Raw genomic sequence first — 26,269 nt, 5'->3', positions numbered from 1 at the left:
TTGGATGAAAATTATATAGCGATTAACAATTAAAAGTGATTAAAAAACTACTATTTATATTTCCTTTAGTAATTTTTCAACTTTTTCTTTCTCAGAAAGGATATAGTGACTATTATAAATTGAGGGCAAAATATGAGAATTTCGAAGAAAATGATGCGAAGGCATTTCCCTTTATTCAACCTTATATCAACAAAGCAAAAAAAGAGAAGAACTATGAAAAACTGGTTCAGGGGTATAAAGACGCCGTTTTTTATGCGGTTTCCAAAGAGAGAAAACTGATCTACGCTGACAGTACAATCTGGGCTGCGAAATTATCTGAAAATAAAGATCTCATAAGTATTGCTTACCTTGAAAAAGGGGTGGTGTACTATTACCATTATAAAAAATACCAGCAGGCGCTGAATGAATATCTGTTGGCGTATGAATATTCAAAAGATACCCAAAATGAGTTTTTAAAATATCAGAATATATATCATATCGGCGTTGTTAAAAGTTACCTGGGATACTATCAGGAAGCTTCAGAATTATTCAAACAATGTATTGATCATTACAGTATTCAGGCAAAATCAAATCTGCATCCTAACGAGATTTTCAATAATAAAAAAGGGTATTTGAATAGTTTGCGACAGTTAATTATCTGTTACCGACATTTAGGCAAAAACAAAGAAGCAGATTCCGCAGTAGAAACCGGATTATCGGAAGTTGGAAATAATAAAGAGTATGCTCAGGAAAAAGGATATTTTCTTTTGTCTAAAGGAATTTCCAGTTATAAGAAAAATGAATACGGCGATGCCATAGAAAGTTTTAGGCAATCTTTAATTCCTGTTAAAAACAGTGATGATTTTGCGTGGCTGTCTGTAGATTATTTTTACATGGGGAAAAGCTACCTTGGGTTGAAAAATAATTCGGAATCTATTTCATACTTCAAAAAAGTAGATTCTATCTTTCAAAAAAATCAGTTTATTCTTCCTGAATTAAGGGAGAATTATGAATTACTGATCAATCATTATAAGAAAGAAGGAGATAAGGAGCAGCAGCTTTATTTTACAGGTCAGTTGCTAAAAGCAGACAGTATTATTTCAAAAGATTTTATATACCTGTCTTCGAAAATCCACAAAGAATACGATACCAAAACTTTATTGGACGAGAAAAATAAACTGGAGAAAGCGAATTCCTGGGGAAGCTTTATCATTGTCGGTTTGGTGATTCTTGCAGGAGCTTTGGTAATTCTATTAATCATAAGATACAGAAGAGAGAAAGATATTCAGCGGAAATATATTCTATTGGAAGAGAAATTTTCATCCCATCATAATGCATCAGAAACACCACTTCCAATTGTTGAAGATAAAAGAATAGGCCTGGATGAAGGAAAAATTGAAGAGCTCCTCAAAAAACTAAAATCATTTGAAGACAAAAAAGAATTTACCCAAAAAGGATTAACCATTAATAAGCTGGCGGGTCAAATGGGAACTAATTCCAACTATCTTTCTCAGGTCATCAATGATTGTAAAGGAATGAATTTCAATAAATACCTGAGCGAATTGAGAATTAATTATATCACCAATTTGCTATTTGAGAATAAAGAATACCTTAAATACGGTATTGAAACACTAGCCAAAGAATGTGGGATTGCCTCAAGACAGAACTTCTCTGATCTTTTCTATGAACTCAACGGAATCCGTCCCACCGATTTTATCCGAAAAAGAAAACAGGAACTGGATAGTAAGAATAATTTTACAGGTTTGAATCCTGTGTAGATATTTTTTAAAGCTTAATTCTTCGGAATTGAGCTTTTTTATTAGGTTTGAAAATGAAATAAATAGAGTATAGAGATTTTTTTATCTTAAATGTGAATCTGGTTAAACTTATCAAAGTAAAATTGTATTTGCATATCCAAGGCGAGAACCTTCTCATCTGTTCCGCTAACGCATCTACAACGCCCCATCTTCCAAGATCCGGCATATACAATCTCGCTCCATAATCGTACATGCCACTTTCCTGTAATTCTTTCCCGTTGTATTTATAATTAAAATACCCTCCTAAATTACTTTTAGCAGCTCCGATATGGTTTAATCCAAAGGGGTAAAAGTTATTGGTATCGGTAACCTCAAGAACGCCTGCGCTTTTTTTTGCAAAACTTACGACTAAATATAATTATTATTTTTAAATTTTTCTATCACTAACTCTAAAACACTTGTTATGATCCTCAATCATTTAAATATGTTTTTTTAGACAAAAAAAAATCAGAGTAGATAATTTTTACTCTGATTTTTAGATTTATAGGTTGAAGTTTTATTTGAATTTCAATGAGTTAGTGTTTGGGAATGTTCTCGTCACTAACTTTGGAACATTATCCATTTTATTTATTACAGTAGATTGATGAAGATTTTGGAATTGGTTTATTTTCTTCAATATACATATATTTCACTCCTTCTTTTGCACCTTCATCTCCCATCTCATATGCCTTCAAAAATGAATATGTTCCCAAAGTACTTGAATATTTATACTTTACACTTAAAGGATTGTCGGTTCTTAATGCTAAGATTCTAGATATATCAAAATATGCTTTTTTGTAATTATTTTTTTCAGCCATGAGAATAGCATAATATAAAAACTCTTTATCGTGTCCATTAGTTACATATTTCTTGTAACATTTTTGGTATAAAAGAGTATCTCCTTCCAAGATTGCTTTATCAAGATCCTCATGTAATTTCTTATCAGGAAAATCTATTTTTTTAATATTACCTGTTGTAATACTATCTTTATCTATAATTATCTTTATTTGTTTATCAACTTTATTACAGTTAAATAATGAAAATATTATTAGAAATAATGCTACTTTTTTCATAGTCTTATCTTTTTTTATTTATTGAAAATTAGGATATTTTTTAAGAAATTCTGAATATGCTTGCCTTTTTAAAACTTCACCATTTCTATAAAAAATAATTGATCCGAGACCATCTCCTTTATTTTGTCCCTTATTTATATTTTTCATCCCTTTTATAGAATTATCATAAGTTACATATTCATCAAAAGCAATAACTGTAAGGTTAGGATGTGCTTTTGACACTTTGGAACCAAAAGATTTATAAGTCTTTTGATCAATAATAACATCTGTTCCTGTATGACAAACATATAAAATTAAAATTGCATCTTTAATTTTATCCACATTTTTCCAATTATTATTTCGTTGCCCCATAATATCATTGAATCCTTTTGCATTATGGATCTCACGTTCACCATCCCATATTGAACCAATACCTCCATGTCCAAATGCTCTAAAAACACCATCCCCTGCTGTACCTTTAAAAATATCATACATTTCTTGAAACTTTTTTTAAAACGGTGCATCTTCTCCAGTTTTTCCAAAGAAATTCACAGGTTCTTCATCATTATATTTTCCCCCATATTGAGTAAAATCAAACTGGTCAAAATTACTTTGTGGATTTAAATAACTCTGCAATACATTATAAGCCTCTTGCCCATAGTAAGTTTCTCCACCAGCATTTCCACCACCACCTGTACTATTTGCAAAATAATTACCGGCAGACCCCATTCCGTTGGATCCAGACAACGTTGAATTAGGATCATAATCACCATTAAATGCAGAATGTTCACCATATGTATCTCTTGGACTATTCCCATCAGGATCTGTAAATCTGATCGGATTATTAAACGCATAATTATAGGGTGAAAATCTCCTCATCTTTTCTGCAAGCGCATCTACAACACCCCATCTACCAAGATCAGACATATACATTCTGGCACCAAAATCACTGTAGCCGCTTTCTTTCTGAAGTTCTTTGCCATTGTAACCGTAATTATAAGCAGGATTTTATAGCCTTCATGTTTTAATCCAAACGGATAATAGTTGTTTTCTTCAATGATCGCAGCTCCGGAACCGTCATTGGTGTAGCTTACGCGTACATTTCCTAAATGTTCTGTATAGCTATATACTTACTATTCTCTTTTTTTCTAATGCTAACTCTAGAATTCAGCAACTATTATCAATCATTTGAATATGTTTTTTTCGATAAAAATAAACCAGGGTAGGTTATTCTACTCTGGTTTTAAAATTTAATATTCTTGATTTTCAATAAACTATTTGATTGAATTGATTCTGTGACTAGATTTAAAATATTTTACTAATTCATTGAACCTTTGTATATACTTAAAATGTTCCACCATTTATCATCACTATTTTTGCGTTTCAAAGTATATATAATATACTTTTTGCGATTAGAAGTAGCAAAAGAAATAACTGCGAGATTTTCGTTAATTATATAATCTGATAATAATAAATAATTTTTCACATTAGGAATATTATGAACAATATTTATTTTTTTTAAAATTGAATTTTGATCATACTCATATTTTAATTCGTTGGGATTGATTTTTTTAGTCTTATCATATATGAAAATTTCATTGTTCTCTATAAAATTTCCTAATGAATAAAACGTAACATGATCATTGAAAAAACTATTAAGATCACTAGTTTGAGCTTTCACTAAACGAGTTGAAACAATAGTAAAAATTAATATTAACAAAACAAAATTTTTCATTATTTTTTATTAAAAATATTATACAATACATTAAAGTTTTTCTTTACATAAGCATCAATACCTGGTGAAGAAGAACCAGCATTACCTATTCCTCTTTTATAAGTATCATTTAAAAGTTTATTTTCAAAATAGTCACCTGCATCATTATAGCCCATAGAACCTAATCCTGTTTTTGAAAATGGCACTCTTCCCCCAGTTGCTTCTCCCCAATGATTAACCTCATGACCAATTAAAGTAGTCATGTAGAATAAATTTTTGATACCTTCTAAAGTTTTAGTGTCACGATTTGCTGATTCAAACCAGTCTAATACTTCATTATTTACTCTTACTAAGTTAATAGGGAAAGATTTATCCTCTGCATGTGGATAATCTGCATTTGAATATCCAAGTGTATTATGGGCAATTAATCCATAATTTGTATCACTCTTAAACATTTTAGTGAGTTCCTCCATAGAAAATCCACTTAAAGTACTTAATACCTTCATGAAATTGTTGTCAGCAACCATTTTTGGCAAATCAGTCATTACAAAATCATAAAAAGCAGGATAATTCTTTTTATAATATTCTTCTTTACCTTTTGGAAATTGGAAAGTTGGACTTCCACCACTGTCGCCCGAATGATCTCCCCAATTTTTCCACTCATTTGCTTCTCCACCACCACCTGTACTATTTGCAATATAATTACCAGCAGCACCCATTCCTGAAGAACCGGATAAAGTTGAATTGGAATTATAATCACCATTAAAAGCAGAATGTTCCCCATAGATATCTCTTGGATTGTAAGGTGCATTTCCATCAGGATCTATGAAACTAACAGGGTTATTAAATGCATAATTGTAAGGCGAGAATCTTCTCATCTGTTCCGCCAATGCATCTACCACGCCCCATCTTCCGAGATCCGGCATATACAATCTTGCTCCATAATCATACATGCCACTTTCCTGTAATTCTTTACCGTTGTATTTATAATTAAAATACCCTCCTAAATTACTTTTAGCAGCTCCGATATGGTTTAATCCAAAGGGGTAAAAGTTATTGGTATCGGTAACTTCAAGAACGCCTGCGCTGTTTTTTGCAAAACTTACCCTTGTATTTCCTAAGTGGTCTTGATACTGGTAAATATAGCGGTTTTCAGTAAAACTGTAAAATCCTTCTGCAGTTGGGACTAAATCAAGAGTCCATTGTGTGGTAACAGGCGGGTCAAACGTTTTAAAAGCCTGCTGCTCATAGGCAACCTCTGTTCTGCACCATAAACAAGGACCTGTGGTCTCATTAAAGCTGTATTGAAAACCGTCTATGTAATCTGTTACAATTTTTGTTGTAGAAGATCCTTTTCCACCTCCACTGCTGTATGTTTTACGAAGTTTGGTACCATCGGCTCTGTACAAATAATTTAAACCAAAGCTTACAGGGGTCCCGAAAAGATTATTCTGAGTGATTGAATACGAATTCGGTACATCCAGATAGTTGTAACCAATAGATTGGATCCCTTTATCTTTCATATTGGTCATATTTCCATTGAGATCATAGTCAATGAAATTATTTCCACCTTCGTAACCGGTGTCATTTAATGCATTCTCGATCACTCTGTCTAAACGGTTTCCTGTGTATTGATACACCAGATCATCCACCAATGTTGAAGTAGTTCCTCTAATGGGCGAAGCGTTTCTTTTTAAAGTCGCAATATTTCCGTTGAGATCATACGACAGCCTTTCGTTAAAATAATTATTAAACGGTGTGGTAGCATTAGGCTCTGAATAGATGGCATCTGTTAGCCTGTTGAGATTATCATAAGAGTAGGTATATCTTTTCAATACATCTTCAGATGAATTTTTCCAGTCTACTTCAGCAATGTTTCCATTGTATTTCCCTCCTGCAATATTGGTATATATTATTCAGGATTATACTTTTATTGACAAAAAAAACAAGAATAGGATTACCTATTCTTGTTTTTAAATTTCAATGGATAATGATTTAAATCTATTTAATCACGAATGTTGGGACATTATCTACTTCCATAACTCTTTATTATTTGTATGCTTCAAAAGAAAAATAATTACTTTTTATAAGTCCACTAAATAGTTTATATTTTTTTAATTTGATCTTTTGACTTTTAGTTAAATCTAAATAAATATTTTTGTTAATACACATATCTAGTGAGAGCGAATAATTATTAAACCCCAAGATATAGTAATCATAAGTCGTCGATAGATCAGAACGCAAAATTTCGTTGATATCTAATTCTATGTTATAACTGATATTCTCTTTTGGTTTAAGCAATAACAAATTATTCATCAAATAAAAATTTCTCTTTGCACTCAATATATCATCAATATTATTCTTATACATCCAATTGAAAATTACCTTTTCTCTTTCTTTTTTATTAAGTTCTACTTTTTCCATATAACTATATCTTTGATCATCAACGATATCAAGCATTCGGCTTGAAGCCTCTAATAATTCATTTTTAGAAGTTTCTTTTATCATTATAGTTGGAGAGAAATATCTATAAGAAGTATCTATATTATTGCGTTCTTCACAGTATTCTGATAAATAATAAGCTTTAAAACCACTTTTATCAAGTGGTAATGCATAAAAATCATTTGTTTCATTAATAATTGTTAATTTTAATAAATAATTTCCACTACTTATCTTTTTTTGGACAAAAAAATGAAATTTAATTTGTGAGTTATATAATGTACTAAAACATAGCATTAATAATATTTTTTTCATTTTTAAAATCATTTTTTCAAGTTATTATAAAATTTAGTATATGCATTGATTAATGGGCCTAAGTTTTGTTTTACTTGGTTAATTGCATTTTGAGGATAGCGAAAAAGAGCAGGTATATTATCAGCTCCATGTTTACTATATGTATAGCTCCATGCGTCAGATATTCTTTGGTTACCCATTCTTGATTCCCAAGAATAAGATATATATTCATTAAAATAGCCAAATGCATCTCTACTCATTTTATTATTTTTATTTGATCTAATTGTATCATAAAAATCTTGTCCAAAATAAAATGTGTTAATTCATGCCCTATCGTAAAAGCATATTCAAGTACACTTGATAGATTTCTTGAACTTATTAATATTTCAAAACCATTGGATTTGGCATTATATAGAAAACTATTGGTTTCTTTAAACCTTACCTCTTCATCAGGTTTAGTATTTCCAGCTATCAATAATCGCCCCATTATATCAGAAATTGATTCTATTGTAATTATTTTTTTATAGTTGTCAAAACTTGCTTTATCATTTACTGGATCACTAAATGCAGCTTTTTTTAATTGATTCACAAATAAAAATAAATAATCGACAGAATTTCCACCTGAAAAGTAGGATTGAAGAAACCTAATTCCCATTTTACTGCTAAATGAAAGATTTCCCTGAGGTGTAGTAGTATCTTTTCCTTCTTTATTTTCTCCCTCAGCGTCTCCACCGCCTCCATCACTATTTGCAAAATAATTACCGAAACTACCACTTCCTGAAGAACCGGATAAAGTTGCATTCGGGTCATATTCTCCGTTAAAAGCAGAATGCTCACCATACATATCTCTTGGATTGTAGGGTGCATTTCCATCGGGATCTATAAAACTAACAGGGTTATTAAATGCATAATTGTACGGAGAGAACCTTCTCATCTTTTCAGAAAATGCATCTACAACGCCCCATCTTCCCAAATCGGGCATATACATCCTTGCACCATAATCATACATGCCATTTTCCTGTAATTCTTTCCCGTTGTATTTATAATTAAAATACCCTCCTAAATTACTTTTAGCAGCACCGATATGGTTTAATCCAAAGGGGTAAAAGTTATTGGTATCGGTAACCTCAAGAACGCCTGCGCTTTTTTTTGCAAAACTTACAATGTAAAATTAGGGTATTGAAACCAATACCCTAATTTTGAATAACATCTTCTTACTTCAGACAGTATAAGAAGTATAAGTTTTTTGTCCTAAAAAAGGTAGCAACTCCAAATATTGGATACCAACACATCTGGAAAATTACCTATAAATTCTTTACTATTTTTATAAACCATTACCTTTCGTGACATGTCTTTTCATTTTATATTTGAAATCCTCAAAGTTAGAATCCCAAAAAAATGGTGGATGATAAGTATATAAAATCGCTAATTCATCCATAAAAAATCTTATTCGTTCGCCACAATTATCTTCATAACCATCATCTTCATAATTAAATATAAAATCATTTGCAAATTCCCTAAAGTCTAAGGATGTTAAAAGATATTTATCTTTATATGAATTTATATACTTAAACATTGAAATAATAAAATCTCTATATTCATTCAAGGTCATCTTGGAAATATTTTCTGGTCTTAGTTCAATTTCTAATTTTTCTTGAATCTGTTTTATAATTACGTCTCTTTCTTCCATATAATTTATTTTACAGGTTACCAAGCTGGGGCAGTGGTTTGAATTAATGCTCTAAATGTTCCTACATTCATAGGAATTGCAGGTCGTATTTGTCCATAAAAGGGATTTGAAGTATTAGGGACAGGTGTTCCAATCAAGCCATAAGATACCAATGAGCTTGCTGGTATTCTAAATAGAATTTGTTTTTTATGAGTATCAGGAACATCTGATGGTATTGTATTTCCGTAACCAACAGTAACAGACAAACCATTTGAGAAAAGAGGCGTTATCATGGTAGAATTAGAAAGAAAATTAACATCTTTATCTCTTAACCCTAGTTTATCTAAACCTTCTCCAACCATAGGTATACCGTTTACACTTCTCATATTTCTATATAAATATAAATTTTCAGATTCAGGTCTAGTAGTTTCATCAGTTGTACCCGTAAGAGGTATATCATAACCACGAGCATGAGAACTATCCCCATTTAAAATTAAAGGTAATCCCAAAAGCCCCTTACTAAGTACACCAGCTATAGTAGTTCCGCCACTCCCAATCGCAACACAATCATAAATTACTTGACCTACTATTAACGGACCGTACATATTAGCTTTGGTTGATTTAGAATCTTTCTTCCCACCAAATAACCAATCAATAGCTTTTTCTAGAAAACCTTTGTTAGGCGGATCATTAAATCCATTAAAACTAAGCCCTGTAAAGTAATTACTTCCTGAAGATTCAGAACTTATAGACATGGTAGCTTTGTAAGCCGTAAATGCTCGTTGTGCAGCTTCTCCTGAATAAACAGTTTCATTACCATCCGGATCAATAAACATGATTGGGTTGTTAACGGCATAATTATAAGGGCTGTGTCTTCTGTACTTCTCAGCCATAGCATCGATGACACCCCAACGTCCAATATCAGACATATACATTCTTGCGCCGTAGTCGTATTGTCCTGTCTCCTGAAGCTCCTTACCGTTGTATTTTTAATTATACAATACCGCTCAACTTTTCAGGATTTGCCTACTTCATTTTTCCTCACGCGAACACTTACTTTTTGAGCGCTCCTCTGTTCGACGGTTCCCAAAATAGGGATTTTCCTACTTTAAACTTCAATTGAAAAGTTTAAAGACTTCTTTAATAAAAACGTAGCAGCACTATAGTTTCGTTTTCCATTTGAAAACGAAACTACATACAAAAACAAAAACCACCGCAATAGCGGTGGTTTTCTATTATAAATTTCATGTGGGATACGAGCAAGATGCTCGCACCAGCGTGGGGGTATGATAAAAAATAATCTTATAAATCTTACCGCTTTAAAATTCAGATTTGTTATGATTTTCTACTTTTTAACTATTTAACATTCGCTTTTGATTAATAGAAATAGAGTAGAACGCTAGTGCAAAAGCAATTATACACAAAATGAAAAAGTATATATAATATTTTATATTATAATTCTTAAATGTATCCAATTTCTCAAATCCTTCGAAAAAAACAACTTTGCCAACATAAAAACCTATTATTAGATAAATCGTAATATAGATTTTATTGGACTTTGTGTAATCTGGACTGTTATCAAAAGTTAGGCGAAAAGATGTATAACCAAAGTATACAATAATTCCAAAAATTAATGTAAAAATTAACCATGTTGTAAACTTAGCAAGTGCTTTATTTCCATCATCTACCTTATAAAAATATAAGTATATATGATAAAAAAGTAATTTTATAAATTTAATCATTTTAAAATGTTGATTTGTCATCGTTATAATAATGTTCATAAACTGCCATTCCACCAAAATAAACCAATGATGCGGCAGCTCCCCAAGGTCCAATAAAGCCTACAACTCCCATCACAGTGTCTACAGCTGCACGAGTCGTTGAAATATTTCCGTTGTACCCTTGATATAAACTATTTGCAATGCCAACGGCACCGACAGCTCTACCACCCCATTTCAAAACTGTAGAAAATTTCCCTAATGCTTGAGCGGAAGCAGGCAGCCTTGTACTTATTACTTCTGCAAAAACATGGCTTTTAGTAATGCTTGATGGAGCATTCCAATTCTTTAGTCCATTAGCAACTATCTGTGAAGATCCTTCAATAGCCCCCGCTATTGATGTAAATTCTCTAGGATGGCTTTGGATCCAGTTAAAAGAATTATCTATAAAGGAATTAACATTATTGCCATTCAATTTTACTCTATTCAAAACTACTTCTGTACCTCCCACTTCCATCTCGTCGTTTGTGACTCTTCCAAAGCCTTGCATATCTCCATTTGTCCAAAATATTGCATATCCATTGTTAAAAGAAAGCCCATTAATATCTCCTCCATTAGCAAAATAATTAAACATAGAGACTGCTCCATTTCCGGAAAAGTTATAACCACCAGCACCTTGATCAATTGTTTGCCCCATAAATTGCGTCATTAATTGCCTCCCTCCAAAGTAAATTTTCCCTTTACCGGAGACATCAATATGACCTGCTTCATCCATCCATCTTCCGTCGGGATCTACAAAAGAGATGGGGTTATTAGCTACATAAGCATACGGACTTGTTGAGAGATATTTTTCAGACAACTGATCAATGCCGTGCCATCTTCCAAGATCCGGCATGTACTGCCTCCAACCATAGTCATAAAATCCGGTTTCCTGAATCTCTTTTCCGTTGTATTTGTAATTCCTACAACATCACTCAACTTTTCAGAACTTACCTACTTCATTTTTTCTCGTGCTAACATTTACTTTTTGAATGCTTCCCTGTTAAACGGCTTCAAAAATATGGATTTTCGTTTGAAAAAAAATGTATCCCCCTCATTTTAAGCTTCAAATGAAAAAATGAAAAAATTTTGTTGTATAAGATATTATTACTTTTATAACACAAAAAACCACTGCAGCTACAGTGGTTTTTTGTGTTATAAATTTACTGTTGCGTACGAGCGAGATGCTCGTAGCAGCATATTGAAACTCTATCTATAATCCTATTTAACACTATTAAGGATAATCATATTTATGAATATTAAAGACCATGCAAAAATGATTGTTAATATAACCAAAATACCATTTATTGCTTTCTCTCTTTTTTTTTCATTGATCCATTTATCTCTAAATTGTAGATATTTGTCTTTATATCTATTTTTATTATAAAAAATAATTCCAACCATTATAAGTATAAAAAAAATCCAACCATATTTGAATTTTTCGGTCTCAAAAAAAAATTCTTTAATAAAAAGTAAAATATTTACAATTATCCATCCCTGTACAGAAGAAACACTAATTAAAGCAGTTGTTGCATCAGAACCATCCCTTTTATAATAAAACTTTGCAATTCTGTAATAATGGTAATCAAAAAAATTCTTTATCATATTTATAATTTAGTCATTTATTCTATTAAAGATATTAAAGTCTGTACCAAAACGACTATTCTCTATACCTGAAGCAATTCGATCGGTTATTGTTGTTCCTGTAACAATTCCAACCGCTAAATCAGTAACTCCATAAGCCAAGCCAATTGGCCCAGCATATATAAGTGCAACACCTAATCCTACTTTTGCTACAGTTCCCCATCCAATCTTATTTTCTGAATAATCTTCAACAATACTAGCAGCAACACCTAAATAGCCTAGGTATTGACCTGCTTTTCCAACTGTTTTTAAGTTTTTGGACAGCTGTCTTAAAGTGCTAATTGAACCTCCTTTAGAAGAAAACTTTAGAAAAGCTTCATATTTATTTAAATTAAACCCTCCATATCCTATAAATGCTGATGTAGATGTAAAATTACTTTTATCAGCATATCTAGCACCTTCTATAAAATCTCCAAAAAAACTAGGTTCGTAATTACCAACTAATTTTGCTGAATGTAAAGTTACTCCACCTGTATCCCCAGTCCTCATACCGTCTGTATCAAGATACATTAAATTATTTGAATTATCTAAGGTAGTCCAACTTGCATATCCATTGTTAAAAGAAAGTCCATTCATATCTCCGCCAGCAGCAAAATAATTAAACATAGAGGATGCTGCACTTCCGTTAAATGAATAACCGCTGCTGCCCGAATGATCTCCCCAATTTTTCCAATCTCCACCGCCTCCATCACTATTTGCAAAATAATTACCGAAACTACCACTTCCTGAATGGCCGGATAAAGTTGCATTCGGGTCATATTCTCCGTTAAAAGCAGAATGTTCCCCATAGATATCTCTTGGATTGTAGGGTGCATTTCCATCGGGATCTATAAAACTAACAGGATTATTAAACGCATAATTATAAGGTGAGAACCTTCTCATCTTTTCAGAAAATGCATCTACTACGCCCCATCTTCCAAGATCCGGCATATACATCCTTGCTCCATAATCGTACATGCCACTTTCCTGTAATTCTTTACCATTGTATTTATAATTAAAATACCCTCCTAAATTACTTTTAGCAGCTCCGATATGGTTTAATCCAAAGGGGTAAAAGTTATTGGTATCGGTAACCTCAAGAACGCCTGCGCTGTTTTTTGCAAAACTTACCCTTGTATTTCCTAAGTGGTCTTGATACTGGTAAATATAGCGGTTTTCGGTAAAACTGTAAAATCCTTCTGCAGTTGGGACTAAATCAAGAGTCCATTGTGAAGTAACAGGCGGATCAAACGTTTTAAAAGCCTGCTGCTCATAGGCAACCTCTGTTCTGCACCATAAACAAGGTCCTGAGGTCTCATTAAAGCTGTATTGAAAACCGTCTATGTAATCTGTTACAATTTTTGTTGTAGAAGATCCTTTTCCACCTCCACTGCTGTATGTTTTACGAAGTTTGGTACCATCAGCTCTGTACAAATAATTTAAACCAAAGCTTACAGGGGTCCCGAACAGATTATTCTGAGTGATTGAATATGAATTCGGTACATCCAGATAGTTGTAACCAATAGATTGGATCCCTTTATCTTTCATATTGGTCATATTTCCATTGAGATCATAGTCAATGAAATTATTTCCACCTTCGTAACCTGTGTCATTTAATGCATTCTCGATCACTCTGTCTAAACGGTTTCCTGTGTATTGATACACCAAATCATCCACCAATGTTGAAGTAGTTCCTCTAATGGGCGAAGCGTTTCTTTTTAAAGTCGCAATATTTCCGTTGAGATCATACGACAGCCTTTCGTTAAAATAATTATTAAAAGGTGTGGTAGCATTAGGCTCTGAATAGATGGCATCTGTTAGCCTGTTGAGATTATCATAAGAGTAGGTATATCTTTTCAATACATCTTCAGATGAATTTTTCCAGTCTACTTCAGCAATGTTTCCATTGTATTTCCCTCCTGCAATATTGGTATACACAGGATTGTTGTATTTTATTTCATATCCGAATAACTTACCGTTAAGATTGGCGGGATCGTTAATTTTAGTTAGCCAGCCACGGATATTATAGGTATAGTTCATGGTTTGAAGGGGCTGGCTCACATTGGTTCCTCCAACTTTTTTTACTTTTACCTGAGACAGCTCGTTGTATTCGTTCTGTGCCAAAATTTCTTCAGGATTATTATCGATTTGATGTTTCTGAACTAATATCCTGTTTTGGCTGTCGTAGGTAAATGTTTGTGTGATTACTTTTTCTGTATCTGTACTGAGCCTTTTGTGAAAAAGCTTGGTTTGTTTCGGCATTCCTGCAAAATCCAGTTCACTCTCTGTTTTGGTATATCCTCCCAAATGATTGATAGAATAGCTTCCAATGGTTCTGCCATTGGTATCATACCAAATATAATTTTTCGTCCAGTTATCATCTTCTATATTTTTGACATAAGAAGCAACAGGCATACTTTTCGTATTTCTGGCTGTTGTACTTTGGCCAAGAGGTTTCAAAACATTCTGCCCTATAATCTGCGAAGGAATGGCTGGGGAACCTGTAGGGTAACTATCGTAATAGTTCACAGATAATAAGGTTTCAATCACATGAAAATGGACGTTGGTATAATACACCTGCATCCCATTTTGCGTAAAGCCCACTGCATCTTTAGATTCAGTGATGATTAAGCTGCCGGCCTGGCTTTGCATATTTTCTCTTGTTCCGCCCAAAATAATCCCCGTATAGAGTGGTCTTCCGAGTTTATCAGATTTGGTGATCACCCATTTTCCGGCTTTTCTCATATTGGCGTCCTGAGCTAGGATCAGTCGGTCAGCTTTATCGTAGACCATATATTCCCAGCCTTTTCCGGGAACTTTCTTTTCAACCTGTCTACCCCAACCGTCATATCGGTACTGGTAGCAGAGATCATTCAGTAATTGATCTGTAACGGGTTGGTTAACGGCTTTGGGAGGTAGGACAAACGCAAGCTGGTTGTATTCATTGTACACATAATAGGTGTCCACCGAAGTGCTTCCGTCAAACTTTCTTACGAGAATTACCTGTCCTTTTCCATTTTTATATTGTACGGTTTTATTGCCATCTTCATCAGTAACAGAATTTTTAGTCAGTTTTTCCGCTGCATAGCTTCCCGGATTGGAAAGTACAGTTTTAGTAGCTCCGTTTTCCCAAGTGGTGGAAGTTGTAAATTGAGAGACCTCTCCTCCGGCATTGGCTTCATACGTAAAGTTGGTGGGTTTGGAAGCCCAATCTGTTCCTACCTGTATTTGTTGCAATACCTTACTTAAAGGGGAATTATCTAAAATACTTTCTGAATAGATTTTCTCGGAACCGTAGATTGCAGAAGCGTTAGAAAGAGGAGCGGTATAAAGCTGTCCTTGCTGAGTTCCGGCTTGGGGAATAGGAAGATAATTCTTTACCTTTCTTCCGAAAGCATCATATTCTATATGCCCTACGATATCTTTTCCTGTGGGAGTTCCTTTGATATCGATTACCTGAATGGGTTTTCCCCAACTGTCAAAATACTGTACGCTTTCAGATTTTTTTGAACAGTCGTCATTCAGACATGTTTTACTGTATATATAGTTTTCGGTATTGGTGAGATTGGTCTGTGCAGAATAGAATGCCACAAACAATATGCCCAATATATTTAGAATTTTTTTCATATGTTTTAAAAATTAAAAGGTAGAGAAGAGAAAATAGTACGAGCGGTAATCAATCATCATTGCTGAATCAACGATCACATTACCCCATTACTCATCACCTATATATTATTTGTAGTTATACTGATATTCTTTTACTTTTTTCGGTACTGAAGTTCCACTGTTATCTTCATCCACTCTCTTGGTAATTTTTAGTCTTCCCGCATCATCATACTCGTACATTTCTCTCATTCCTGATGGTGAAGTCATGCTGGTAAGGCCAATTAATGGATTATAGGTATATGTCGTAATTAAATAATCAGCGAGTGCCGGATTCTTTCTAAAATTATCCAATGCTAATATTAATGCAGGCTCGGTATTTCCATTAAGATTATCATTATCTGAAGCCGTGATAATTGCAGAGACCAATGATGAGATCTGAGCGTAGATTGCTCCTTCTACTTTTGCAATAACCTGTGTTTTATTATAACCATATACAAAAGCCGTAGGGAAATCTGCGGCATTGGTAACCTGCAGTAAATTACCTTTATCATCATACAGATCCATTTTCATGTGTTCTTTGATGCTTCCGTCATTGATATTGGTTGATACAATAGAAGAAGGAAGCAGAGAAGAAGCGTTATATTTTGTTGTTGCCTTTGAAAGCGTTTTGCCATTCTGCTTTTCTTCCACAATCACCGGACTTCCGGTCATATACGCCGTTTCAAGCTGATTATATCCCGGTAGATTCACAGGATAGGTCATCAATCTTTCACTTACATCACCGTCTACTACAGATTTTGTATAAACCGGTTTAAAGCTGTTTCCTTCAATTTGTGTTTCAGAAGAGCTCTCCAGCTTTTTTCCATCATTATAGTAGGTGATGCTTTTATTGACTGATTTTTTCACATAGGCAGGTTTAGAAAAAAACTGTCCGTTAGCTGTGCTGATTTTATACTCATCTGTCGAATAATAATCCAGTTCAAACTCACTTTCTTCAGAAGCTAATAAATGATTTTGCTCGTCATAAATTTCCTTTTTAAAAGGAAGCCCCTGTTTGCTAACTCTGTAATAAGGCCAGAAATAGATAGGTTCCTGTGTTGTCCCTCCGGTTTGATATTTAGGATAATCATTCGCTGTTTTGAATCTGTTCTTAATGTATCCTTTTCCCGTTTCCGAAACTTTTACATTCTTATAGATGATATAGGAAGAACTGCTGTACTCATTAGCATCAGCTTCATTGTAAAATTGATACCCGCTGGTACTGTTGGGTTGATCAAATGAATCATACTCGTAATTGATTGTTCTTTCAGGAGAAGTATCAGCTGCATTTTTATAAAATTTTGTATTTCTTATTCTGTATCCACTAGCTGTTGATGCATTTCTAAAAGGGCCGGGCTTTAAATTAGCACCAAATATTTTGAAATCCCCTATCCCTTTTACTCCCCCATTAGAAGTGATTTCAATGGTATAGTTACCGGGCTTTTTTGAAATATTAAAGTAGTTTTTATAGGAATTTATGATGAGAGGACCTTGAACTTTTTCATTATCTCTTTTCAGGGTAAATCGAAGGTCTTTACGAACGGGTGCTGCAGAAGGAGCTACAGAATTGGGATTCTCCGGTAAACCTGTGTCTCCGCCTCCAGAAGGAGGAAATTCCACATCCATAGTAAGTTCACATCTTAAATATTTATTTTTGGTAATATCTCCCGGAACAGTAAAATGATAGGTAAGATTCTGATCTGAATTGAGTGAAACCTCATTAAGTAATACACTTGTCTGTAAATTAGGATCATATACATACTGATCTATGTAATCAAGATAGGCAGGATCATTAAGATCAAAAAACTGTTCGTTATTTTCATACGTATATTCTGTAGTCCCACCAGTAGGAGAAATAACTTTAGTTAACATCCCTTTCTCCGAGGTATATACAAATGAAGTCTGTTCTGTTTTCTGTCCGTTTTTATCGTTTTTACGGATAAAATTCAGCATTCTTTTTCTTTCAGAAACTGTACTGGGGCTTGTAGCAATACTGTAACTAAGATCGTAAGAATAGATGTTCTGACCTGCCGGATTTTTCACCGTTATTTTCTGTAAACTATAAGGATCATTGACAGTCTTTTTTAAAGCATCTTCATATACATAATCCAACAGAACCGTACCACTTGATGTCGTCACAGATTTTAATTTACAGTATTGGGAAAATGTTACTCCATTATTTATTTCACTTTTCTTTTCATACTCCATATTGGCGACTTCTATCCCCAGTGGGCTGATGATTTTAGTTAAAAAGTAAGCAGATTTAAACCCTAATGATGAGCCTTCATAATAATTGGAGCATCCGTACTGCCCATAATCAAACTCATTAAAAATATACTTATACCCATTGTCTGTAGTAATAGAAAAGCTGTTTGCCTTGAAAGTGGAGGTATTGGTATTATCCCTTAGATATTCAATTTTCGTATGATCGGGGGTAAGGTTGATAAGTGAAAATGTATTATTAGTTACATCTCTTTTTATTCTGAACTTACCGGATGCACCAGGAAAATTATAATAATAAACATCATCAAATTCATTATTGTAATGAGTAGGCCATGAGGGCATATCGTAGCACTCGTCTAACCCGTCAACAATTTTTTTGTAGATAACTCCCGTTCCAAAAAATGACCACCCCGCACCAACATCACCTGCAGTTTCCGATTCGATAAGATTATTCAGATTATAGCTTATACTTAAAGGATATCCAATGGCTTTATCTGCCATTGGTACACTGAGCAACGGAATATTAATCTCCGGAAGTCCGCTTGCTAATGACACCGGAATATCAGAGTATGTAGACATGGAGGACATCGAAGGTGAGGCAATAGGAGTGGTAACCATCCCACCGCCTACTCCCTGTTGTGAATAGTAATTATTGATAGATGCCGATAATAACGACAGTATTAAAATCTTTTTTTTCATCATGTATTAGATGATATGGATGGTATGCTTATTATATGTGTATGATCATGAATATATCATGATATTGATGGGTGTAATTGGTTTTGTGTGTATGGAATATTGATGTTGTTATAGTTGGATGGATTTATGTGTTTCATTTAAATGATTAATATGGGTGTGGGACATCATGTGTGGTTGATTGGAAATCAAAGAATTATTAAAATTTTTTTCATCATGTATTAGTTTTTTATGAGTTTAGCGTTAGCCGTTTTATTCGTATCCGTTTTAATAGTAATCAGATAAGCCCCTTGAATGAGTGGCTGAGTATTAATTTTGGTAACCTTATTTTTAGTTTTCAGACTTTGCAATTGTCTTCCACTCATATCATACAAAATAATATCAGCTTCCTTAAAATCAAACCCAATTTCCACATAGGCATAATCTGATACCGGATTCGGATAAATTTTGATATTCTGTTTTACAATCAACTGGTCAATCTGCTTATCTCCAAGCTTTATAATTTTCCAGTTTTCTTTTCCTAACTCATCTGCACTTGTACCCGCCAAAACGATCGAACCGTCTCTGTTAAGCTTTATATCTGATAATCTTTCCTCTTTCTTGCTGGATTCTCCTTTTACATGTTTTCTCCACTGCTCATTCCCATTTTGATCCAAATACAACATCCAGAAGGTCTCATCATCGGTTTGTATTCTTCCCTCGGCTTGTGTGTAACCTCCAATCAAAATTCCTGTCGAAGTTTTATCATCCGAACCATGTAAAACACTCATTCCCATCAATACATCTCTGTTTTTGAAGTTGTAGGATTTCTGCCAGATTTCTTCGCCTTTTTCATTGAGCGATATCAACCATAAATCAGTTCCTTCTTCAATACCAACCGTTTTATTTCCTGATCTTTCAGATCTCGATTCTCCTCCAATTAAAAATCCTGTTGAAGTTAATGCCAGTGTTCTTAAATGGTCGTCACCTTTTCCTCCAAAATTCTTTTCCCATTCAACTTTGCCGTCCTTATTAAGTTTGATAATCCAATAATCACCTTCACCTTCATTATGAGTTGTTTTGGAATAATAAGTAATCGGTAATGAGTAATCAGTAATTTTTAAAGCAGCCGAATTGGCATTACCCATTACCAATTGCTCATTACTCATCGCTGTAGCTCCGCTACGCGAATATATCCCAAGCAAAGCACCTCCGTCGCGCGTTGGAATCATTTTCTCTACTTCATCTAATCCTTTTCCTCCAAAAATCGATTGTGAGACTTCTTTTCCGTTTTTATCCAGTTTTATAATTAAGATATCTTTAGATCCATAACCTTTAGCTGAGTTTTGCATATTTCCAGCCACAAAGAATCCTAAATCGGTCGTTTGAATAACTGATCTTGCTTCTTCATCTGCTGAACTCCCTAAAGTTTTTTGAAATAATTCGTCTCCGAATTCATTTAATCTTATGAGCCAGAGATCTGAACCTCCTTTGGAATCGTCTTTTTTATCCAGCCCTTTTCCCGAATAAGAAGTTCCTGCTAAAAGAAATCCACCATCTTGGGTTGATACCGTTGCTGAAAGGAAATCATGATTATTTCCGACAAAGAACTTTTCCCAGACTTCTTCGCCTTGCTGGTTAAGCTTGACTAAATGGAAATCATAGCCGTTATTTTGTTTATTATCCGTAGAAAGTTTTTTAGATTGAATGGAGCTTCCCGTAATTAAATACTGTCCATCGATTGTTGTGGTGACCTGACTTAGAAAATCCTGTGTTGAGGATTTAATGTCCTTTTGCCAAACCACCTCTTGAGCATAGCTCAAAATTGAGCATATCGAAAATGCACTCATGTAGAGTTTTCTCATTCCTATGTTTTCTTAGTGTTAATAGCTTATTTTAAAATCGTGCAAATTTAATGTTTCCCGTTGAATAATAGAATTCTATTTCATAGAGTTAATTTTTCATTGTTTTATTCTTGTGCAAAAATATTCTACCATCACGACAAACCATGTCGTATTATATGATAGATGCAATTTTATTTCTTGGGGTTGGAAAAAATAAAAGAGAAATATTAGAAAAGAGAACATAATAATTAACAACCCTACCAAATCAATTTGATGGGGTTGTATGTTACTTTAGTAAAAAATATTTACTTAAAACTATATACTACAGAAGCCATAAAACCTCTATTAAAGATCTTTATTTTATCATTTTTGGAATCTTCATTGGTATAGCTGTTGGCGTATTGAAAAAGATCTAGGAATCCGTGGGTGTATTTTAATTCCATCGCTAAATTATGCTTGATCTGATATTGCGCACCAATATTCACCCCAAAATCAAATTTTTGAAGATAGCGACTTTCTTTTTCGTCATTGGAAGGATCTCCATAAATACTTTTGTCTCTAAAGATATTTCCGTTTTCGTCTTTTAGTTTAATATTCGCAGCTACCAAGGCGCTTACGTAAGGTCCGGCGTATATCTGAATATTTTTTGATACTTGATACGTAAGGTTGGCAGGAACCACATCAATAAAATACATCGTAAGTGTAGATTTATAAATTCCGTTAATAGAATCGCTAACATGAACGCCTGCTTTTCTTTGACTGAGGATCAATTCATGTCGAAGACCTAATTTTTCATTAATTCTGGTATCTACAAAACCTCCGATATGAAAGCCTAGTTTATATGATGTTTTCTGATCGGCAAAAATGTAATCCCTCTCTTTTCCGTATAGATTGTACATATTAATGCCTGCTTTTATTCCCCATGACAATTGATACGTGTCGGGTGATGAAAGTTCATTATTACTGTTTTCTTCTACCTGAGCATACGAAACTGAATAGATAAAAAATGATAGGAGTATGATGAATGCTTTTTTCATATAATTTGAATTTTAAAAATTTTGATTGTAATTAATTCTTTTATAACCTTTTGTTTTCAAAATAGTTTAACAATCGCTTTTGTACTTTTTGCGGTTAAATCAATTTAAATAAGTCTATCTATTAAAAATTAATATCCCAGATTCCGGCTGTTCTTTCCAGTTCTACTAAGGCTGCGGCAAATTCGTAATTCACTTCGTGATAGTTTTGTTTGACTTCATTATACGTCTTTTGGGCAGTCAACAATTCCAAAATGGAAGATTCCCCTCTTTTATAGCTGTAAATTTTACCGTCCAGGATTGTTTTTGCTTCTTTCAATAATCCGGTATTAAATTGCTTAACTTGTTTCTGAGCCGCTATGTAAGTAAAATACGCCTGTGTTACTTCACTTTGAATTTCCAGTTCAGTCTGCTTGTATTGCTGTTCCGACTGTTGCAACGTATATTTTGCAGCGAGCAATTCTCCGGGTCTGTTATTTGAAAATTTTAAGGGAATACTTACTCCAATATTGACGCTGGTGGTAGATGGAGTAGGCGCAATGGCATTACGAACATACGATGCATAGTTGGCTCCCATAGATAGCCCAAGGTCTATGGCTCTGTTGGCTTTGGCTAATTTTAATACGCTGCCGGCAATACTTTTATTTTGTAAGGCTACTTTAAGGTCTGACCTGTTATTTTGTGCGGTAAGAATAAGTTCCTGCAATGAAAAATCACGATCGAAATCTGAAAAATCACCTTTGGGATCAATGAAGACATCATTTTGAGATCTTCCTAGCAGTAAAGAGAGGTTGGATAAAGAAGCTTTCCATTTCGCTTCTGCTGCAAATACGTCATTAAGCATTGTTCCTGCTTCTAATTTGCTTTGGCGGGAATCAACTTCTGAAATAGCGCCCAACTTAAAACGGATATTATCCGATTCTGCCAATTGCTTCATTTGTTGATAAGAGGAAGATTGAACTTCCAACAGCAAGCGGTTTTGAATTCCCGACAAAAAAGCCAGCGTAGCATCAGCACGCAGATTTCGGAAATAATCATCGAGGAGGAGATGAGCCAATTCTTTTTGATTTTTGGCAACATCTATTCGGGCTTTTCTTTTTCCGCCAAGTTCGAGCGTCCACGTGAGTTCAGAATTAAATCCATACCCCATATTCATTCTTCTTTGTCCGTTATCTACCCATCCGAAACCCAATTCCGGATTAGGAAATATACCGGCTGTCTGTATTTCTGCATCAGCGATATTCAAATTAAATTTCTCTGCGGAATACGCCAGATTATTTTTACCCACAAGACTCAAATAAGTAGGGTAGTCTAAAGGTTGCTTGGCAAAAGCAGTATCAATAATTTGAGCATGTAAACTAGATATTGAACCTAAGATTATGATACCGAAAAATGATTTTATATATTTTTTCATTTTTTAATCTTTTTGTGTATTAAAATTTTGTCCCCATTTTCTTTCTATCAAATAATACAAGGCCGGCAAAGCAAACAGCGTAATAATGGTAGAAAATAATAATCCGTACACAATTACGGTAGCAAGAGGTCTTTGTACATCAGAGCCAATTCCTGTGGCTAATGAGGCCGGAAATAATCCCAATATGGCAACGGTGGCTGTCATTAAAACAGGACGAAAACGGTCTTTTGCTCCTTTTATGACGGCTTGCAGTAAATCTGTTCCTTCTTTTCTTAAATGATTAATATGCGAGATCATCAAAACTCCATTTTGAATAGCCACACCAAAGAGGGCGATAAATCCTACTGCGGAGGATACATTTAAGGTCATCCCACGAATATTTAAGGCTAGCATTCCACCAAATAAAGCCAACGGAACAATACTGATTAACAGCCCGGCCTGACGAAACTCTCCAAACGCTGCATACAATAAGATGAACATAATGGTTAATGCTAAAGGAACAATAAATGCCAATCTCGTATACGCTCTGTTTTGGTTTTCAAACTGGCCTCCCCAAACAATATTGTACTTGGAATGATCATACTTCACATTTTTTTCAATACTGCTTTGGGCTTCTTGAAGCAATGAATTAAGATCACGGTTTCTTACATTTAATTTTACAGTTAAATGTCTTTTATTCATTTCTCGGGTGATGGTACTTTCTCCGGTACTCAGCTTTATATCTGCTACCTGAGAGAGTGGAATTTTAGCTCCTGTTTCTGAGGTCAGCATCAGATTGGCAATTTTATCAGGCGTATTACGGCTGTCATCATTATATCGGCAGATGATGTCGTAAACTTTATTTCCGATAAAAATTTGCGAGACGGCTTTCCCTCCGATGGCAACTTCTATTAATTCGGCAACCTTTGAAACATTCAATCCATATTGTGCAATTTTCTCTCTGTTGGCATGAATCTGAAGTTGAGGAAGCGGCGGTTCCTGATCAATGGCTAAATCAACCGCACCCGGAACTTTTTTTAATGTTTTCATCACGTCATCTGAAATCCTGCGGGTTTCTTTAAAATCGGTACCATAGATTTTCACTACAAGTTCACTGTGAGCTCCTGAAATTTTATCCATTACGCCATCAATCATTGGCTGAGAAAAACCTACAGAATAACCGGGTAGCTGTTTGTATTCCTGAGAAAGTTCTTCAATAAGATCATTTTTAGTTTTACCTGATGGCCAGTCTTTATAGGGTTTTATTCCTACAGAAACTTCGAAGTGTGATGCTGTCCATGGGTCGGTACCATCATCATTACGGCCTGCCTGCACCATGATATAGGTGACTTCTTTGTGTTTCATTGTTCTTGCCCGAAGCGTATCACTCAATTCCTTAGATTTTTCAACCGAAATTCCGGAAGGCAATTGTACTTGTAGCCAAATGGAACCTTCATCTAAAGGAGGTAAGAAATCTTTGCCTACAAAATAGCTTAATGCTGCCGTTAACGATAAAATGATCCCTAACGGAATAAATACTTTCTTAGGGTGACTCATTATTTTTTGAATCCTACTGTAGTAGATATTCGTTAATTTTTCGAGCCATTTGTTATGGTATATTTTCTGTGGCTTGCGATAGATCATATAAGCTAATCCCGGAATTAACAATAAAGCAACTCCTAATGCGCCCAATAAAGCATAACCTACGGTAAATGCCATCGGTGTAAATAATTTTTTCTCTACTCTTTCAAAAGCAAACAAAGGAAGATAGGCGGTGATGATAATAATGGTGGCGAAGAATATAGGCTTTGCCACCTCTGCAGCGATATTGGCAATGCTTTTTTCCTTTAATTCTTCCTCTGGGTTTTCTTCTCTTTTCTTTAAAATAGCTTCCATCATAACGATAGCTCCATCTACAATAATCCCAAAATCGATGGCTCCCAATGAAAGTAAATTGGCCGGAATATTTGTGAAATGCATTAAAATAAAGGCAATTAATAAAGATAACGGGATGGTAATAGCGACTAATAAAGCGCCTCTCCAGCTTCCTAAGAAGATAATTAAGATCACAATAACCAATGCCACGCCTTCTAATAAAGTATGAGATACGGTGTCAAGAGTCGTTTTTACAAGATCGGTTCTGTCTAGGAATGCGTGTATTTTTACTCCTTCCGGAAGTTCGCCATTGTTTAAGTCTTTTATGGCTTGATGAATACCTTCCAAAACAACAGAAGGGTTTTGGCCTTTAAGAAGCAAGACAATTCCTTCTATGCTTTCGGAATAATTTCTTTTTCTGTCGCTATAGCCTAATGCGCCTTTTCTTTCGAGGTTACCATATTTTAATTTACCGATATCATTCAGGAAAATAGGAACTCCCTGTTCTGTTTTTACGACAATTTTTCCAAGATCTTCAAGATTTTTTACGAGCCCTATTCCTCTTATCACATATCCTAAATCTCCTCTTGGAAGCACGCTGCCTCCTGCATTGACATTATTTTCTTCAATGGTGGCAATCACTTTATCTAATGAAAGGTTGTATTGCTCTAGTTTTCTGGGATCAACTTCAATCTGAAATTGAGTCGTAATCCCTCCAAAATTGGTGACATCCGCAACTCCCGACACTTGTTTGATGCGTGGAATGATTGTGAAATTTTGTAGATCTGTTAATTGGCGCAGATCATGATGATCACTTTCTATAATATACCGATAGACTTCTCCTACAGGCGAGGTGAGCGGATCAAGACCTGGTACAGCACCATAAGGTAGCGCTACATCTCCAAGTCTCTCAGTAATACGTGCTCTGGCAAAGTAATCATCTATACCATCATCGAAAACAATGGTAATCATTGATAATCCAAAGGTGCTTTTACTACGCATAACGTGCATTCCCGGTAGTCCGTTTAAGGCCCGTTCTACAGGAATGGTGATCTGTTGTTCTACTTCTTCTGCGGCTAATCCGGGAACCTGCGTTACGACCTGAGAGGTAACATCTGCAATATCCGGATAGGCCTCAACTGATAATTGTTTCCATGAGTAATATCCAAAAAATCCCAACAGAAGAAAAAGGGCCGCCATGACCATGCGTTTTTTTATCGAAGTATTGATAAGTTTGTTCATGTGATTTTTTTTAAA

Annotated in this window: 16 protein-coding genes and 4 pseudogenes; 1 reads left to right on the top strand and 19 read right to left on the bottom strand. The window is 34.4% G+C overall.

Annotated features, from left to right (window positions below):
- Nucleotides 1-35: 35 nt before the first annotated feature.
- Nucleotides 36-1,757 carry an AraC family transcriptional regulator gene (locus AMQ68_RS09825; protein ID WP_054510455.1) on the top strand — a complete coding sequence of 574 codons (1,722 nt, stop codon included), beginning with the start codon at nucleotides 36-38 and terminating at the stop codon, nucleotides 1,755-1,757.
- Between the two features lie 7 nt (nucleotides 1,758-1,764).
- Here the strand turns inward: AMQ68_RS09825 and AMQ68_RS25075 are convergent.
- From AMQ68_RS25075 to AMQ68_RS09730, 19 genes and pseudogenes are all read right to left on the bottom strand, one after another.
- A pseudogene (locus tag AMQ68_RS25075) lies at nucleotides 1,765-2,073 on the bottom strand (RHS repeat-associated core domain-containing protein); the annotation flags it as partial.
- A gap of 286 nt (nucleotides 2,074-2,359) precedes the next feature.
- Nucleotides 2,360-2,848 carry a hypothetical protein gene (locus AMQ68_RS09820; RefSeq protein WP_054510454.1) on the bottom strand — a complete coding sequence of 163 codons (489 nt, stop codon included), beginning with the start codon at nucleotides 2,846-2,848 and terminating at the stop codon, nucleotides 2,360-2,362.
- A gap of 18 nt (nucleotides 2,849-2,866) precedes the next feature.
- Entirely contained in the window at nucleotides 2,867-3,322 is a 456-nt protein-coding gene (locus tag AMQ68_RS09815) for a hypothetical protein (protein WP_054510453.1), read from the bottom strand.
- A 318-nt stretch (nucleotides 3,323-3,640) separates the two neighbouring features.
- Nucleotides 3,641-3,957, bottom strand: a pseudogene (locus AMQ68_RS25600) (RHS repeat-associated core domain-containing protein); the annotation flags it as partial.
- A gap of 188 nt (nucleotides 3,958-4,145) precedes the next feature.
- Complete coding sequence (locus AMQ68_RS09805; RefSeq protein ID WP_054510451.1) at nucleotides 4,146-4,562, bottom strand: hypothetical protein; 417 nt, start codon at nucleotides 4,560-4,562, stop codon at nucleotides 4,146-4,148.
- Nucleotides 4,562-6,376, bottom strand: a complete 1,815-nt coding sequence (locus AMQ68_RS09800) for an RHS repeat-associated core domain-containing protein (protein ID WP_054510450.1) — start codon at nucleotides 6,374-6,376, stop codon at nucleotides 4,562-4,564. Before AMQ68_RS09800 ends, AMQ68_RS09805 begins: the two co-directional genes overlap by 1 nt.
- A 214-nt stretch (nucleotides 6,377-6,590) precedes the next feature.
- Nucleotides 6,591-7,295 (bottom strand): hypothetical protein, encoded by a 705-nt coding sequence (locus AMQ68_RS09795; RefSeq protein WP_123905653.1) that lies wholly within the window; start codon nucleotides 7,293-7,295, stop codon nucleotides 6,591-6,593.
- Nucleotides 7,296-7,303: 8 nt separating this feature from the next.
- On the bottom strand, nucleotides 7,304-7,534 hold the full coding sequence (locus AMQ68_RS09790; RefSeq protein WP_054510448.1) for a hypothetical protein: 231 nt from the start codon (nucleotides 7,532-7,534) through the stop codon (nucleotides 7,304-7,306).
- Entirely contained in the window at nucleotides 7,531-8,439 is a 909-nt protein-coding gene (locus AMQ68_RS09785; protein WP_082384011.1) for an RHS repeat domain-containing protein, read from the bottom strand. Before AMQ68_RS09785 ends, AMQ68_RS09790 begins: the two co-directional genes overlap by 4 nt.
- A 159-nt stretch (nucleotides 8,440-8,598) precedes the next feature.
- Complete coding sequence (locus AMQ68_RS09780; protein WP_123905652.1) at nucleotides 8,599-8,964, bottom strand: hypothetical protein; 366 nt, start codon at nucleotides 8,962-8,964, stop codon at nucleotides 8,599-8,601.
- A 17-nt stretch (nucleotides 8,965-8,981) separates the two neighbouring features.
- Nucleotides 8,982-9,920 (bottom strand): annotated as a pseudogene (locus tag AMQ68_RS09775) (RHS repeat-associated core domain-containing protein); the annotation flags it as partial.
- Between the two features lie 766 nt (nucleotides 9,921-10,686).
- Nucleotides 10,687-11,610 (bottom strand): annotated as a pseudogene (locus AMQ68_RS09765) (RHS repeat-associated core domain-containing protein); the annotation flags it as partial.
- 311 nt (nucleotides 11,611-11,921) lie between these two features.
- Nucleotides 11,922-12,305 (bottom strand): hypothetical protein, encoded by a 384-nt coding sequence (locus AMQ68_RS09760; RefSeq protein ID WP_054510442.1) that lies wholly within the window; start codon nucleotides 12,303-12,305, stop codon nucleotides 11,922-11,924.
- Nucleotides 12,306-12,314: 9 nt separating this feature from the next.
- Complete coding sequence (locus tag AMQ68_RS09755) at nucleotides 12,315-15,950, bottom strand: DUF6443 domain-containing protein (protein WP_054510441.1); 3,636 nt, start codon at nucleotides 15,948-15,950, stop codon at nucleotides 12,315-12,317.
- A gap of 105 nt (nucleotides 15,951-16,055) precedes the next feature.
- Nucleotides 16,056-18,893 (bottom strand): hypothetical protein, encoded by a 2,838-nt coding sequence (locus AMQ68_RS09750; RefSeq protein WP_123905651.1) that lies wholly within the window; start codon nucleotides 18,891-18,893, stop codon nucleotides 16,056-16,058.
- 215 nt (nucleotides 18,894-19,108) lie between these two features.
- Nucleotides 19,109-20,731: a T9SS type A sorting domain-containing protein gene (locus tag AMQ68_RS09745; RefSeq protein ID WP_054510439.1), complete on the bottom strand. Its 1,623-nt coding sequence runs from the start codon at nucleotides 20,729-20,731 to the stop codon at nucleotides 19,109-19,111.
- A 284-nt stretch (nucleotides 20,732-21,015) separates the two neighbouring features.
- Nucleotides 21,016-21,747, bottom strand: a complete 732-nt coding sequence (locus AMQ68_RS09740; RefSeq protein WP_054510438.1) for a porin family protein — start codon at nucleotides 21,745-21,747, stop codon at nucleotides 21,016-21,018.
- 121 nt (nucleotides 21,748-21,868) lie between these two features.
- The gene (locus AMQ68_RS09735) at nucleotides 21,869-23,158 is read right to left on the bottom strand and encodes a TolC family protein (RefSeq protein WP_054510437.1); all 1,290 of its coding nucleotides are present in this window, start codon (nucleotides 23,156-23,158) and stop codon (nucleotides 21,869-21,871) included.
- A gap of 3 nt (nucleotides 23,159-23,161) precedes the next feature.
- The gene (locus AMQ68_RS09730) at nucleotides 23,162-26,254 is read right to left on the bottom strand and encodes an efflux RND transporter permease subunit (RefSeq protein ID WP_054510436.1); all 3,093 of its coding nucleotides are present in this window, start codon (nucleotides 26,252-26,254) and stop codon (nucleotides 23,162-23,164) included.
- Nucleotides 26,255-26,269 lie beyond the last annotated feature (15 nt).

This window comes from Chryseobacterium sp. ERMR1:04, from assembly GCF_001297705.1.
Taxonomy (GTDB): domain Bacteria; phylum Bacteroidota; class Bacteroidia; order Flavobacteriales; family Weeksellaceae; genus Chryseobacterium.
Note: the sequence above shows the minus strand (reverse complement) of the source record. Positions and strands in the feature narration are given on the sequence as shown.

Bases quoted from the DNA above. Each gene is read 5' to 3' on its own strand.
- AMQ68_RS09750 (WP_123905651.1), bottom strand. From the start codon at position 18,893: ATGATGAAAAAAAAGATTTTAATACTGTCGTTATTATCGGCATCTATC.
- AMQ68_RS09755 (WP_054510441.1), bottom strand. From the start codon at position 15,950: ATGAAAAAAATTCTAAATATATTGGGCATATTGTTTGTGGCATTCTAT.
- AMQ68_RS09745 (WP_054510439.1), bottom strand. From the start codon at position 20,731: ATGAGAAAACTCTACATGAGTGCATTTTCGATATGCTCAATTTTGAGC.
- AMQ68_RS09780 (WP_123905652.1), bottom strand. From the start codon at position 8,964: ATGGAAGAAAGAGACGTAATTATAAAACAGATTCAAGAAAAATTAGAA.
- AMQ68_RS09815 (WP_054510453.1), bottom strand. From the start codon at position 3,322: ATGTATGATATTTTTAAAGGTACAGCAGGGGATGGTGTTTTTAGAGCA.
- AMQ68_RS09760 (WP_054510442.1), bottom strand. From the start codon at position 12,305: ATGATAAAGAATTTTTTTGATTACCATTATTACAGAATTGCAAAGTTT.
- AMQ68_RS09735 (WP_054510437.1), bottom strand. From the start codon at position 23,158: ATGAAAAAATATATAAAATCATTTTTCGGTATCATAATCTTAGGTTCA.
- AMQ68_RS09805 (WP_054510451.1), bottom strand. From the start codon at position 4,562: ATGAAAAATTTTGTTTTGTTAATATTAATTTTTACTATTGTTTCAACT.
- AMQ68_RS09790 (WP_054510448.1), bottom strand. From the start codon at position 7,534: ATGAGTAGAGATGCATTTGGCTATTTTAATGAATATATATCTTATTCT.
- AMQ68_RS09795 (WP_123905653.1), bottom strand. From the start codon at position 7,295: ATGAAAAAAATATTATTAATGCTATGTTTTAGTACATTATATAACTCA.
- AMQ68_RS09820 (WP_054510454.1), bottom strand. From the start codon at position 2,848: ATGAAAAAAGTAGCATTATTTCTAATAATATTTTCATTATTTAACTGT.
- AMQ68_RS09730 (WP_054510436.1), bottom strand. From the start codon at position 26,254: ATGAACAAACTTATCAATACTTCGATAAAAAAACGCATGGTCATGGCG.
- AMQ68_RS09740 (WP_054510438.1), bottom strand. From the start codon at position 21,747: ATGAAAAAAGCATTCATCATACTCCTATCATTTTTTATCTATTCAGTT.